Source organism: Paludisphaera borealis (assembly GCF_001956985.1).
Lineage (GTDB): Bacteria > Planctomycetota > Planctomycetia > Isosphaerales > Isosphaeraceae > Paludisphaera > Paludisphaera borealis.
In genome coordinates this window covers 6,842,432-6,856,170 of the sequence record NZ_CP019082.1, presented here as the reverse complement: position 1 = coordinate 6,856,170, position 13,739 = coordinate 6,842,432, and the positions used below count along the sequence as shown (strand labels likewise).

The following is a 13,739-nucleotide window of genomic DNA, read 5'->3' as shown; positions in this document are numbered from 1 at the left end:
CGATCTTACTTTAGCTCAGGAGGACGACTCGGAGGGCGGAGGAGTTTTGCTCATGGATGGGGACGATCGAAGGCGGCGAGGGCTGCGGGCGCCTTCGGTCGAGGCTCTGGAGGGGCGGACGCTGCTTTCCGGGTATTCGGGCCTGAGCCGGATGCGGAACGTGGCGACGAACACGGGGGTCTACCAGCTCCAGCTCAGCGGGCCGGGATTCCTCAAGGTCCAACAGCTCCCCAAGGGAGTCATCGACCTCAATCTGCTGGGGACCACGTCCGGAACGACGTTGACGGTCGCCCTGCTCCGTGCCCGGCCGCACAAGATCGCCTCGCTTCTGCCGATCCAGGACCTGAACGTCGTCTCGCGCCAGCTTGGGGCGATCAACGCGAGTTCGGCGCTGCTGTCGGGGGCGATGTCGCCATTGGCGAACTCGGTCAGCCAGTTGTCGTTCGGCGCGCTCGGGCCGGCGGCCCAGATCGACGTGAACGGCGGGGTCGCGTTGATGACCGTGCCGGAGATCGACCTCGGTCCGACGGGCCACGTCGTGATCAGCGGCGACCTGAACAGCGGCTCGACGACCCCGATGCAGATCGACGACATGACCATCGACGGCGGCCGATTCGTCATCGGCCGCGATTCGGTGACGCCGATCACGATCAGCGGCGACCTGACGCTCGGTCAGAACGGCCTGCTGTCGATCGGCCGCGACCAGCTCGCGCCGATTACGGTGGGCGGGACGGTCCGGCTGGAGGCGGGGGGGGAGATCCTGGTCGGCCGGAACCTGTTCGGGCTGAACGTCGGGGGCGACGTCCTCGTCAATCCAGGGGCGAGCGGCATCCTCGTTCGAGGCACGCTCAACGGTCTGGCCGTCGACGGCGTTTTCCAGGGCCAGGGATCGGCGACGGCCGTCGACCTGGGGGTCGGCCTCGACCTGAACGGGTTCGTCGTCAACGGTGGGACGGAGAACCTCGGCGGCTTGCAATCGGCGAACGTCAACGTCGGCAAGAACATCATAAACGTTGACGTCGCGCACGGGATCTTCCGGAGCTGGATCACTGCGGGAGCGAACATCTATGGTATCACGATCGGCCCCGACGTCCCCACCGCGATCTACAACTCCGAGATCGACGCCGTGATGACCATCAACAACGTCACCGCCCAGGGCGACGTGAAATCCGACTTCCCCACCAACGCGCAGGCGACCGGCTACCCGACGCGGATCATCGCCGGCAAGTCGCGCGACGGCATGTTCCAGGCGAACGGGCAGCTCAACAATGTCCAGATCAACGGCAGCCTGATCGACTCCGTCCTGGCGGCGAGCGTCGCGCCCTTCGGCGGCGACGGCACTCTGCCCCCGCCGGTCCCCTACGGCGGCGTCCCACGGACGGCCGGACCGCCGCCGGCTGGCTTCAGCAATTACAATGCACCGGGAGGGATCACCGAGGGGGCCAATGGGAAGATCAAGAACTACTCGATCCGATCGTTCGGCGCGGGCCAGCCGCAAGGGGTGGCCGTCTACGACACGGCGACCGATCCCAACATCCACGTGACCGTTCTCGACGGCGGCGTCATCACCGCCTCCGTGTCGGGTTCGGTGATCTCGAGCCCGCACGACGATCGCTTTGACTATACCGGCGTTTTCGCCTTGAACACGGCCGGGGTCGACGGCGGGCTTTCACCGTAATGCGGCGGTCGGTCTGGGGAGCAGGCCGATCGTGTGTTCGAGGGTCGCGTTCTTGACGTCGACGCGGGCGGCGAGGAAGGCGGCGTCGAAGAGCTGGACGAGGCCGAGGACCTGGTCGAGGTCATGCCCGACGTCGGCGGCCGGTCGTTTCTGTTTCTTGGCCGCGGCGTCGATCAGACGGTCGCGATGTTGCACGGCGAGCCCGTGGATCGCGGCGAGGTCGAGGCAGACGTAGGACGCGCAGTCGGGGAAGGCGGCGGCCTGGATCGCTCGGAACCGCGTTCCGGCCTTGGGGTCGGCCCCGGCGTCGAGGTAGCGGGTCACGGCGTCGGCCGAGGTGCCGAGCACCACCCGGCGGCCCGGCCGGTCGACTGCGTAGGCGAACGGGTAAGGCGTGCTCAGCGACTTCACGCCGGCGCCGCTGACGTCGCGGATCTCGATGTGGGCTGAGGCGGGCACGCGCTTCTCGTCGAGCGAGAGCGCCGCGAGCAGGGTGTTCAGGGCGTTGTCGAGGGCGTCGGCCACGGTCGCCGAGCCCCCTTCGCGCGTGGCGTTCCGGCCGGCCTCCTCGTCGATCTCGGCCGCGACGACCACGGGGAACGGAAACCCGCGCGGCAGGGCGTCGTTCTTCGGGGGCGAGAAGTCGGGCGGTTCGAGGTAGGCGACGACCCGGGGGCCGAGCGCCGGCAGCACCCGGCGGCGGACGCCGAGCCCGAGGAAGAGTCCGTCGGCGAGGGTTTCGAGCTTCGCGATCTTGGGCTGGTCGGCCTCGGGGACGAAGCCGAGAAGAAGGCGATACAGCGACGGGAAATCGACGTTGAGCGAGGCCAGGGCCGCCGTCGAGGTGGGGACGGCGAAGAGCCTCGACCCGGACCGCTCGGCCGTCAGGCTCGTGATCCACGAGCCCGCCAGCTCACGGAACTTGTCGGGCTGGAACGCCTGAACGGCCTGGAGCTTGATCTCCTGCTCGCGGACCACCAGCGCGGCGCCGACGTAGTCGAGCCCCCCGACGTACTGTTCGACCATCGCCATCATGGTGCGGTCGTCGGCCGAGGCCGGCGCGGGTAGGTTGCCGAGCAGCCGGCGCGCCAGCCTGGGCTCGAAGAACAGCCGCGCGACGGCCCGCGACGGCAGCCGGGCGGACATCGACCGGAAGCTCGCCAGATCGGCGACCGAGGCGCTCGCGGGCGCGAGTTGCGCGGTCTTGCGGTCGATGACTTCGTGGATCAGGCTCTCGGCGTTCGAGAACGCGAATGTTCCGTCGGCGAAGATCACGAACGATTCAGGCAAGTGGGCGTCGCCGGGGTGGAACTCGCGGGTGTGGTAGACGGTCTCGCCGCGTTTGCGCTCGGAAAGCTCGGCGATCTCGCCGTTCTGCTTCTGGGTCGAGTTGATCAGCTCGACCAGGCGTTCGAGCAGCTTCGGGTCGCGGGCCTTGAGGATGAGCACGCCGCGGGCCTCGGCGGGGTCGGCGGCCTTGTCGGTCGGCAGCCGGAGGGCCAGAACGACGGCGTCGCCGAAGATCTCGTCGCGGATCTGGTTGAAACTCGCCTGGAAGAACCCCTCGATCTGCTCGCGCGACCGCAGGAAGTCGCGGACCTTGTCGGAATCGAGCCACGCCTTGATTGCGGGCAGCCGCTGAACGTCCTGAGAGAGCAGCGAGCCGACGATCGCCTGCGACTGCTCCCGGAGGTGATCGATCGTCAGGATCACGCCGGCGTCGGCCGGCGCCAGCTTGAGCAGCGCGTCGGAGGGGGCGGGCTCCTCGCCGACGACGACCGAAGCCGCGCCGAGACAGAGGGCCGACGCGACCAGCGCGCACACGGCGTGAAAGTAAAAGCGGAAACAGGCGGCCGGTGGACGTCTCAGGAGTGCGGGCTGCATCGCGGTCAGGCTCCCTTGGCGGTGGGTCGGACGACGGGGCGCTCGGGCTTTTCCGACGTCGGCGTGAGGAGAAATCCGAACGCCTGGCGAGCCGAAGTCGAGAGCGGACGGACGCCGGCGGCCAGCAGGTCGCCCATCTGGTTGAGTAAAACCGGCGAGAACGATTCGGGATCGAGTGATGGGAGGTCGCTCGACGATGGGAAGCCGGCCTTTTGAAACGAGCCGTCCCCCGGCTCGAACGAGGCGTCGATCATCTCTTTGCCGAGCCGAGCGGCGGGTTCGGACGCAAGGCGGGCGAGCTGCCACGAGGCGGCGGTCGCATCGTTGACGGCGCCGTCCAGCAGCCCGCGGCCGAAGCGGCGGCCGTCGGCCGGAACCGGGGCCGAGGACGGTCGCGGCGGTTCGGGCCGAAGCCTCGGGCCGACCGTCACGAGCAAGGCGGCGGCCGCCGCGGACGCCAGGGCGAACGCCGCGAACCGCGGGCGGACGAACCACGACCGGCCGGCGACGGGGACGATGAGTTCGGGCTGGGCCGCGGCCTCGATGATCCGCTCGGTCAGTCCGGGCGACGGCGTCGGCGACGCCTCGGGCCGGGCGGTCCACGCTTCGAGAGCCTGACGCAACGTCTCGAACTGGCGGTGTCGAACCTGGCACGACGGGCATGCGTCGGCGTGTTCACGCAGGCTCCGCTCGCGGGCGACGCGAGCGGCGTCGACGGCCTGGCGGTCGCCGGCGTCGCGGCGGCGGACGTCGAGCAACTGGTTCCAGACTTGATCGAAATCGCGGCAGTTCATGATTCAGCGCCCTTCCACTTCCAGCAGTTCAAGGACCGTCACGCATGAGGGAGCGGTGGGCCGTGGACGCCGCGGCTCGCGAGCTGTTCGGCGAGCTCGGCTCGGGCGCGATGGAGCCAGGTCTTGACGGTTCCAACGGGTCGTTCCACGGCCTGGGCGACCTCCTCGTAAGACAGGTTCTGCTCGTGGTAGAGGGTGAAAACGAGTCGGTAATCGGGCCGGAGCCGGTCGACGGCCCGCGCCAGCTCGCCGGCCAGGTCGTCGGGGTCGCAGAGGCCGGGCCGGGGGTCGACGCGGTCTTCGGTCTCGCCGGCCCCGGACAAGGGGAGCCGGCGGGCCCGCAGGGCCAGGGCCGTGCGGCAGCGGTTGGCGGCTATCTCCAGCAGCCAGGGACGGATCGGCCGCGACGGATCGAAGCCGAAGATCCCGCGGATCGCTCGGATGAACGTCTCCTGCATGGCGTCTTCGGCGTCGTGGCGGTGGTTGAGCATCCGATAGCAGAGGCCGAAGACGACCCCCTGGAACCGCGCGATCAGCTCGCGCGACGCTTGCGGATCTCCGGCCCGGATCGCCTCGACCAGCACGGGGTCGTCCATTTGTGGGTCAGCCTGCCCGGTCACCCGCCCGCCCGTCCGTCCCTTGGGGCCTCCGACCACGCGTCGGTCGTTGAGGAATACCCCGCGGTCGGGGGACTCGTTTCAGGGATTCGCGGATTCGCCGCGTTTCTTTCCTTGAAAGCAATAAAAACGACCATCGGCGGGGCCTCGGCTTCTCCAGTAACTGGAAGCCCGGGGCCGCGCCGATGGTCGAAAAGAAGCCGCGCCCGACTCGCCGAGGCAAGTCAGGCGGCGCGTGGCGATCAGGTCTCGACGGTCGCGCCGGTGTCCTCGAAGCTGAGCAACGCGGTCAGTTCCTCGACGGTGAGGTCCTCGAATTCGCGTCCCTGGAGGTCGAGGCCGGCGTCGAGGCGGACGGCGATGTGGTGCAGCTCCGGAAGGTCGATCCGAAAGGCCAGTTCGGCGAGTTCGTCAGGGTTGAGGTCGCCGAGGTCCTGCTGCATCTCATCGAGCTCGATTTCGAGCCGCGTCATGGCTTCGCGCAGCTCGTCATGGGTCTCGGGGGAACCTCCGACCACCAGGCACTGCGCACTTCGCGTCACGCGCTGTTGGTCGTCGGCGCCGTCGAATCCGAATCCGATGAGGGCGGCACGGATGCGTCGCGGTCGTGAAGTCGATGGCTGCGTCATGATCATCGCGGAGTGGGCCTTTCGCGTGTGGTTGCCGATGGAAAAGGCATGCCGAACGGACGACGTCTTCTCGCCAAACGTCGTCGGCCGTGTTCGTCACGCGTTTGTTATCGGATTCCCCGCACGGGTCGAACAGCGCCGGGGTCGAGATTCCCGGCGCTAAGGCGGACGCGGCCGGCATCGGTCTTACGATCCACCCAGGCATTCCTTCGCGACGTTCCGCGCCACGCGGTAGGCGATCTTGACCGTGATGCCGCGACCTTCCATCTGATCTTCGCTGTACAGCCGCCCCTCGCTGGCGGGAAGCCCGGCCAGGGAGATCGTCAACGGCAGCAAGTCAAGAAATTGACGGTACTTCTGTTGCAATTCGGCGGCCGAGTCGGTGGGTTCGGGCACGGATGGATCTCCTTGGGCTGAGTCGTTTTTCAAGGCCTCGACGCCATGCGGCGGCCGCTCGGTTCAGGGCTCTCCGGATCGAGCGCGCGGCCCGCCGCCCTCTGTTCCATTCCTTATCTAGCGCGGCAAATTTTCGCGGAGCAAGCGCCCAACGCGGTTTCCTTCGGATTTGCCCGCCGGCCGGTCGCGATCGCCCGATCGCGACACCGGCCGCGTCGCGACTTGAGACTTATTTCCGAGGATTCCATCGATCCCGCCGACTTGGCTTTGACGCGGTCGGGGCGATCTGGTAGATTTGACAATGAAGAAATCAATCGAAACGAAAAACCGATGGTCACGGCGGTGAGTTGTCCGTGACGCTTACCCACCACTGTCGTGAAGTCGACTTTCTCGGAGGATTGTTTGATTCGTTCAGTTAAGGAGGAATCCACCACGGGATTCCGCACGATGGGGCTGAGCCCGACGATGCTCAAAGCCCTGACGCTCGCAAGGTATCGCACCCCCTCCCCGATCCAGGCCTCGCTCATTCCCCTCGCCCTTGAAGGGCTGGACGTCATCGGCCAGGCCAAGACCGGCACCGGCAAAACGGCGGCCTTCGGCATTCCGTTGATCGAGATGCTTGAGCCGCGCGGACGAGGTCCGCAAGCGATCATCCTGGCGCCTACCCGCGAGTTGACCCAGCAGATCGTCATCGAAATCCAGAAGCTCGCCCAGACCCGCGGCGACGTGTCGATCTGCGGCCTCTACGGCGGCGAACCGATCGAGCGGCAAATCCGCTCGCTCAGCCGAGGCGTCGACATCGTCGTCGGCACGCCGGGCCGGGTGCTCGACCATATGGAGCGCCGCACGCTGTATCTCGGCGACATTTTCCACTTCGTCCTCGACGAGGCCGACCGGATGCTCGACATCGGCTTCCGGCCCGACATCGAGCGCGTCTTTCGCAAGCTGCCGACGCCGCACCAAACCATGTTGCTCTCGGCCACCATCAGCGCCGAGGTCCGCAAGCTGGCTCAGCGGTACATGCACAAGCCGGAAGAAGTCAACCTCTCGCGGGACGAGCCCTCGGTCGACACGATCCAGCAGTATTACATCTCGGTGAACCACGACCGCAAGCTCGAGCTTCTGGCCTACCTGCTGAAGCGCGACCAGCCGCGTCAGTGCATCGTCTTCACGCGGACCAAGCGGGGGGCCGACCGGCTCGCCGAGCGGCTCCGGCGGACGATCCCCGGCGTCGCGGCGATCCACGGCGACCTCGCGCAGTCGGCCCGCGATCGGGTCATGTCGGGGTTCCGGGCGCGGACCATCCAGATCCTGGTCGCGACCGACGTCGTGGGCCGGGGCATCGACGTCGAAGGCATCAGCCACGTCGTCAACTATGACATCCCCGACGATCCCGAGAACTACGTCCACCGCATCGGCCGCACCGGCCGGATGGGCAAGGACGGGATCGCCTACCTGTTCGTCGGCCCGGATCAGGGCGAGCCGTTGACCCTCATCGAGACGCTCATCAACAAGGTGATCCCGGCCCACAAGGTCGACGGCTTCGAAGTGGCCAGGGCCGCTTCCTCCGCCCCCCCCGCCCGCGAGTTGTTCAACACGGCCGTCACGCGGTCGTCGCATCTCGCCATCCGCTGACCAGCGCGGGGCTCCTCCAACCGCCCGATCGCCCGAGAGCCGTGAAGAGGTCTCGGGCGTCTCGCGACAGTGAGGCGGCCTCGCCCCCCTCGCCCAGCGCCTCACCGGCGCTCTCGGCGAACAAAATCCGATCGCACCGCGCGGCCAGCCGCGCGGCGCTCCGGCCCAGCTCGTCGGACCCGCTCCCTCGGGCGATCGCCACGCGCGCCTCGTCGGGCGTCAACGCGCCGGGAGGCCGGCCGACGCTCAACCGCGCGTACTCCACCAGGACGTCGATCGCGCGCCGGGCCGTCTCCTCTGGTGATTCATCCGCTCGTTCGCCGAGGCTCGTCGCGGCGATTCGGGCGAACCGTTGCGCCGCGCCCCGGCCGGTGCGCGACGCCTCGGCCCATCGCCGCTTCATGCGCCGACCGGCCACGATCGCGACCACCACGACTCCCGCGCCGACCGCCAACCAGACTGTGGCGACGAGCGCCTTGCCGAGCAGGCTTGCGGCGGCGGGCCGGTAGTCGAGCTTCGAGGCGTCAAACGCCGGCACGGCGACGACCTTGAGCGGAACCCCACGCGTCACGCGCGTCAGGTAACGCTTCGTCCTGGGGTCGAACGACGCGATCGAGACCGGCGGCAAGACGACGTCGCCTGGCCGCGAAGGCCGTATGCGGAAGACGAACGTCCGCTCCGGCGGCTCGTCGAGCGTCTGGTCGGCGAGCGCCTCGACGCGGGCCGCGATCGGCAGCGCCCGCAGCCGCGCCAGCTCGGGACGCGACGTCATCCCCCACGCGGCCGGCCCCGAGACCCGAATCCGATACAAGAACTCCTGACCGACCCGCGCTAGTCCCACGTCGGCCTCGGCCTCGGCCGAGAACGGGCCGACGCCGCCAAGGAAGTCGGACGTGCGGCCTTCAATCGGCGGATTCTCGATCTTCAGCCGGAGCGGTTTGCTTTTCCCCTCTTGGTCGTCGAGCCGGGCGACGACGGGCGGAACATCGAGCGTTCCGGGGCCGAGGGGGACGAGGCGGAGCCGGGTGAGGAACAGGTTGTCGCCCGAAACATTCCGGCCGATGCCGCTGGCGCTGATCGGCTTGAACGACGTGTCGACGGCCCAGAGCCTGGCGTCGGCCAGCGTCGGCAAGTCCAGCTTCGGCCGCTGATCGCGCGCCACGACGGCAACGCGCAGGTCGATCCCCTGTCCCACGACGTATGGCCCCGGCGCGGCGTCGAGCCGCACCCGCAGCTCGTCCCCGTCTTGCGCCCGACTCGAATCGAGGTGGAAGCCCAGCGCGGCGGCCAGAAAGGCGGCGACCACGAGACGACTCGACCGATGGGGCAGGAGCGACGTCCGCATGAAGCTACCAATCCTTGCGATCGACGTGAGGGTCGTCGGCCGGAGGTTCGTCGGGGAGTCGCCTTCGCTGGGCGTCGCGGATTTGGTCGACGGCCGCGTCCAGGCGCTCGCCGGGCGATTCGTCGGCGGTCGCCGGGGGGCGTCGACTCGCTCCTCCCGCGCCGCCGGTCCTGCCTTTACGGGGCTGCTGGGGATCTTCGTCGCCTTCGTCGCCCCGGCCGTCGCCCGACGGCGCGTCGCCGGGGCCGTCGTCCTCGCGAGCGTCGCCTCGCCGGGGAGGTTGGGACTTGTTCTTCCGGCTCTGGGACGGGTCTTTTTCGGGCTGGTTCTCGTTGTCCTGCGAGAGGGCCGATTGCAGCTTCTCGATCGCGAACTGGCGGTTGACGGCGGCGTCGCGCCGGACGTCGTCGAGGCCCGGCCCGTGCGCGGTCGAGGCCAGGCACTCGTCGTAGCACCGCACCGCTCCGGTCAGGTCGCCGAGGCAGAGCAACGTGTTGCCCAGCGCGTAATCGATCTTGGTCCGCAAGGCGGCGTCGGCTCGCCGCCGCGCCCCCTGGTAAGCGTCGATCGCTTCGGCGTAGCGTCCCATCTGGAACAGGCAGGCCCCGGCGTTGTAGTAAGGGACGGGTCGAGCCGGGGCCCGAGCGACGGCCGTTTCGAACGCGCTCAGGGCTTCGGGAAATCGCCTGGCGGCGTAATCTGATTGACCTCGGATGACGGCCTCGGCGGCCGATTCGGCCTTCGACGCGGCCGGCGGCGGATCATCAGCCGCGCCAAGCTGGCCGAGCACGGCCAGTCCCAGCATCGCGACGCCGGCCGACCGCTTCGAGAACCATCGCAGCGGCCCGAGGCGATCGACCGGCCGGCAGCCGATCAGCAGGAAGCCGAGGGCCGTCGCCAGGAAAATCGGGAACCGCTCGGGCCGGTCCGCCCCCCGCGCGGCGAGACGATGGGCGCGGGCGACGGGGGCGATGCGATCCTGGTAGAGCAAGCCGAGGTCGGCCGTCGCCAGGCCGAGCTTGAGGCTGGCCCCGCCGCTCCGCTCGGCGATCGCTTCGAGCGCCTCGTCCTGGCGCTTCGAGACCACGGGCTCGCCTTGATACACGAGCGGTTGCCCGGGGGCCGACGACGGAACCGGCCGGCCTTCGGTCGAGTCGCCCAGGGCGATCGTGTGGACGATCACGCCCGCCTGGATCAAGCGTTCGAGCGGACCGTTCCAGCGGCCGATGTGGTCCTCGCCGTCCGAGAAAAGGACGATGGTCCGCCCCTCAGTCGGCTCGTTGGGGTCGAACGCCTCGCGGGCCGCGTCGAGGGCCGCGCCGAGGTCGGTGCCGCCGGGCTGGACGCCCCCCGGGCGGAGTCGTTCCATCGCATCGACGACCGCCCCCATGTTCTGGGTCAGCGGGCATCGCAGCACGCCCCGGCCGGCGAACGCGACGACGGCCGAGCGGTCGGAGGGCTGGCGGGCGAGGTGTCGGACGAGGCTCTTGGCGGTCTCGACGGCCAGGGCCAACCGGTTCGGCGTCGCGTCTTCAGCTCCCATGCTCCGGCTGACGTCGAAGACCAGGACGACGTCCTGGCCGGGGCCGATCGGCGAATCGGGCAAGCCGCCGAACCTCGGCTGCGCGAGGGCCGCGACCGTCAGGGCCAAGGCCGTCAGCATCGTGACCGATCGATCGCCCGGCGCCCGGCCCCAGCGTCCCAGGACCTCCCAAGCGAGCGCCTTGCGGCGGCGACCGCGCACCGCCCAGAGCGTCAGCACGGGCGCGACCAGCAGGAGCCAGAGGTAGAGGGGGTTTCCGAAGTACATGGTTCAGGGCAACCGTCGAAGCCTTCCGCTGGTGAGCAGCCGATCGAGCGTCAAGAGGCCGATCGCCGCGGCCGCCCAGGGGAGGAAGCGCTCGTCGTAACGGGTGTGGATCTCGTTCTGGATCTGACTCTTTTCGAGGCGGCTGATCGTCTCGAACACCTGGTCGAGCGCATCGGCGTCGGTGGCGACGAACGACCGTCCGCCGGTGATCTCGGCCAGCTTCTGGAGCAGGGAGATGTTCGGCCCCTCGACCTCGGTCATGACGGGGAGGTCGGTCTTGGAGTCGGTGCCGTGGACGACGCCCCCCGCCTTGCCGATCGCGATCGTGTGCAGCGTCACGCCGAGATCGCGCGCCAGCTCGGCGGCGAGCCCGGGGTCGAGCGGGTGGGGCACGGCCGGCTGGTTGTTGCCGTCAGTCAGGAGGATCAAGACCTTCTTGGCGGGGGTCGTCCGCCGGAGCGCGTCGAGAGACCAGGCGAGGGCGTCGCCGATGTTGGTGCCGTCGTCGCCGGGCCGGGCCGACCGCACGGCGGCGGCCGACTCGATCAGGAACCGGTGGTCGAGAGTCGGCGGGCAGGCGAGGTCGGGATAGTTGGCGAAGACCACCAGGCCGATCAGGTCGTCCTCGCGGCCCTCGACGAACCGGCTGAACGTGGCGAGTGCGGCCTCCAGGCGGCTGATCTTGTGGGTGTCGGCGTCGGCGGGGAAATCGACCGTGTTCATGCTCGAACTGTGGTCGAGAGCCGCCATGATCGCGACCCCCTTCGCCGCGATCCGGATCACGCCGCCGACGCTCTGCGGCCGGGCCAGGGCGACCACGAGCGCGCCGATCGCCAGGCTCCGCAAGAGCACGGGGAGCCGATGCACGAGCACCCAGGGCGAGAACCCGGCGTCACGCTGGCGGAAGCCGGCGAGGCTGGGCCAGGCGATCCGCCCCCGCCAGCGTTCACGCAGGATCGGCAGCAACATGAAGACCAGGAGGGTGAGCCAGCCGGGATACGCGAGTCGCATAACGGGTCGAGGCCTCTCCGACTGAGGTTTGACGGGAGGGGAAGATTTCACCACGGAGGACGCGGAGCAATACAGAGGGGGAAATCGAAAATTCGTGAATTCGTGTTTCCTCCGTGTTCCTCCCATCCTCCGTGGTGAAATTCTCTTTCCCTCTGTTCACGGAGTCCGCCGCACGAGCGCCCGACGCGCGGCCAACGCTCGGGCCAGGGCGGTTTGCGGGTCGGGGTCGAGAACGGTCAGGTGGCCCATCTTCCGTCCCGCCTTGGCCGTCCGCTTGCCGTACAGGTGAAGCTTGACGCCGGGATCGGCGCGCATCGCCTGTTCCCATCGCGGCTCGCCGTCGGCCCAGAGGTCGCCCAGCAGGTTAATCATCGCGGCCGGCGACGCCAGCGCGCAGTCGCCCAGGGGGAGTCCGCAGAGCGCCCGCACCTGCTGGTCGAACTGGCTGGAGCAGGCGGCTTCGATCGTCAGATGGCCCGAGTTGTGCGGCCGGGGCGCGATCTCATTCACGAGCAGCCGGCCAGCCGACGTCAGGAAGAACTCGACGCAGAGCACGCCGACGGCGTCGAGCGCCTGGGCGACGGCGAAGGCCGCGTCGCGCGCTTCCTGCGCGACGATCGGCCCCACGGGCGCGGGGACCGTCGTGGTGGCGAGGATGTGCTTCTCGTGATGATTGAGGCCCGGCGGATACGCGACCGACTGGCCGTCGCGGCCGCGCACGACGACGACCGAAAGCTCGACGGCGAACTCGACCCACGCCTCGGCCACGCAGGCCGTCTGACCGAGCGCCTTCCATGCGGACTCGGCGTCGGCGGCCTTGTCGACGAGCACCTGGCCCTTGCCGTCGTAGCCCGAGGCCGACGTCTTGAGGATCAGCGGCAGACCCAGTTCGCGGACGGCCGTCTTCAGTTCGTCGTCGGTTCGCACTGGCCGCCAGGGGGCGTGAGGGATGCCGTGACGGGCGAGGAACGACTTCTCGCGGTGCCGGTTTTGACTGATCCAGAGCGTCCGCCAGCCCGGCCGGACGATCCGTCGCCGGGCCAGCCAGCGGAGCGCCGGGGCCGAAACGTTCTCGAACTCGACGGTGATGGCTTCGCCCCGGTCAGCCAGCGCGCGGAGCGCCGGCAGGTGGTCGGGGGGCCCGAGGACCGTCCAGTTGGCGACCTGCGCGGCCGGCGTCTCGCTTGTCGTGCTCAGCACGCCGGCCTGGTAGCCCATCTGCTGGGCCGCCTGGATGAACATCCGGCCGAGCTGGCCGCTGCCGATGACGGCGATCGACGCCGGGGGATAAACGACCCCGCCGCCGCCTTCCGCTCGATCTCGATCGAATTCCGTCGCGGCGCTCATGTGGGCGATTCTCCCACGGCGTCGGTCTGGGTCTTGCGGAAAGTCGCCAGGGCCTCGCGGACGGCCGGATACTTGCGGGCGAGGATCGCCGCCGCGAGCAGCGCCGCGTTCGCCGCGCCCGAGGCGCCGATGGCCAGTGTGCCGACTGGAATGCCTCGCGGCATCTGGACGATCGAGAGCAGCGAGTCGACGCCTTTGAGCGTCTTGCTCTCGACCGGAACGCCGAGCACCGGCAGGATCGTGATCGCCGCCAGCATGCCCGGCAGGTGCGCCGCGCCTCCCGCTCCGGCGATGATCAGTTCGAGCCCTCGGCCCTCGGCTTCGCGGCCGTATTCGAACAGCCGATCGGGCGTGCGATGGGCCGAGACCACGCGCGACTCGTGCGCGATTCCCAGCTCGGTGAGCAGCTCGGAGGCATGCCGCATCGTTTCCCAATCGGACTTGCTGCCCATCACCACGCCGACCATCGGCGATTTGGAGAGATCCTGGCTCATATTCCTGGCGGCCTTCGTCGTCGGTTCGTTGTGCTGACGCGGTTTACTCACGGGTCACGGACGGCCATCAAAACAGGCCGCCGCAAGCATGCCTTCTCC

Annotated in this window: 12 protein-coding genes; 2 read left to right on the top strand and 10 right to left on the bottom strand. The window is 68.9% G+C overall.

Annotated features, from left to right (window positions below):
* Positions 1-52: 52 nt before the first annotated feature.
* The gene (locus tag BSF38_RS26505; RefSeq protein ID WP_076350050.1) at positions 53-1,678 is read left to right on the top strand and encodes a hypothetical protein; all 1,626 of its coding nucleotides are present in this window, start codon (positions 53-55) and stop codon (positions 1,676-1,678) included.
* On the opposite strand, the gene BSF38_RS26500 is transcribed toward BSF38_RS26505, so the two are convergent.
* The 5 genes from BSF38_RS26500 to BSF38_RS26480 all read right to left on the bottom strand — a co-directional run bounded on the left by BSF38_RS26500 (position 1,670) and on the right by BSF38_RS26480 (position 5,998).
* On the bottom strand, positions 1,670-3,562 hold the full coding sequence (locus tag BSF38_RS26500) for a hypothetical protein (RefSeq protein WP_076350049.1): 1,893 nt from the start codon (positions 3,560-3,562) through the stop codon (positions 1,670-1,672). The two genes, BSF38_RS26505 and BSF38_RS26500, sit on opposite strands and share 9 nt — an antisense overlap.
* A gap of 5 nt (positions 3,563-3,567) precedes the next feature.
* Positions 3,568-4,356 (bottom strand): anti-sigma factor, encoded by a 789-nt coding sequence (locus BSF38_RS26495; RefSeq protein WP_076350048.1) that lies wholly within the window; start codon positions 4,354-4,356, stop codon positions 3,568-3,570.
* Positions 4,357-4,394: 38 nt separating this feature from the next.
* Positions 4,395-4,952, bottom strand: a complete 558-nt coding sequence (locus BSF38_RS26490; RefSeq protein WP_076350047.1) for an RNA polymerase sigma factor — start codon at positions 4,950-4,952, stop codon at positions 4,395-4,397.
* A gap of 263 nt (positions 4,953-5,215) precedes the next feature.
* Entirely contained in the window at positions 5,216-5,515 is a 300-nt protein-coding gene (locus tag BSF38_RS26485; RefSeq protein WP_237170622.1) for a hypothetical protein, read from the bottom strand.
* Between the two features lie 273 nt (positions 5,516-5,788).
* The gene (locus BSF38_RS26480; protein WP_076350046.1) at positions 5,789-5,998 is read right to left on the bottom strand and encodes a hypothetical protein; all 210 of its coding nucleotides are present in this window, start codon (positions 5,996-5,998) and stop codon (positions 5,789-5,791) included.
* A gap of 402 nt (positions 5,999-6,400) precedes the next feature.
* Here BSF38_RS26480 and BSF38_RS26475 point away from each other — a divergent pair, with 402 nt between their 5' ends.
* Complete coding sequence (locus BSF38_RS26475) at positions 6,401-7,633, top strand: DEAD/DEAH box helicase (RefSeq protein WP_076350045.1); 1,233 nt, start codon at positions 6,401-6,403, stop codon at positions 7,631-7,633.
* On the opposite strand, the gene BSF38_RS26470 is transcribed toward BSF38_RS26475, so the two are convergent.
* The 5 genes from BSF38_RS26470 to purE form a co-directional block, all read right to left on the bottom strand.
* Complete coding sequence (locus BSF38_RS26470; RefSeq protein WP_076350044.1) at positions 7,602-8,978, bottom strand: BatD family protein; 1,377 nt, start codon at positions 8,976-8,978, stop codon at positions 7,602-7,604. The two genes, BSF38_RS26475 and BSF38_RS26470, sit on opposite strands and share 32 nt — an antisense overlap.
* Before the next feature lie 4 nt (positions 8,979-8,982).
* A complete protein-coding gene (locus BSF38_RS26465; protein WP_076350043.1) occupies positions 8,983-10,788 on the bottom strand; it encodes a vWA domain-containing protein in 1,806 nt (601 codons plus the stop codon).
* Positions 10,789-10,791: 3 nt separating this feature from the next.
* Positions 10,792-11,799, bottom strand: a complete 1,008-nt coding sequence (locus BSF38_RS26460) for a vWA domain-containing protein (RefSeq protein WP_076350042.1) — start codon at positions 11,797-11,799, stop codon at positions 10,792-10,794.
* Between the two features lie 156 nt (positions 11,800-11,955).
* Positions 11,956-13,146, bottom strand: a complete 1,191-nt coding sequence (locus tag BSF38_RS26455; protein WP_076350041.1) for a 5-(carboxyamino)imidazole ribonucleotide synthase — start codon at positions 13,144-13,146, stop codon at positions 11,956-11,958.
* Positions 13,143-13,640 carry a 5-(carboxyamino)imidazole ribonucleotide mutase gene (gene purE, locus BSF38_RS26450; protein ID WP_076350040.1) on the bottom strand — a complete coding sequence of 166 codons (498 nt, stop codon included), beginning with the start codon at positions 13,638-13,640 and terminating at the stop codon, positions 13,143-13,145. Before purE ends, BSF38_RS26455 begins: the two co-directional genes overlap by 4 nt.
* Positions 13,641-13,739 lie beyond the last annotated feature (99 nt).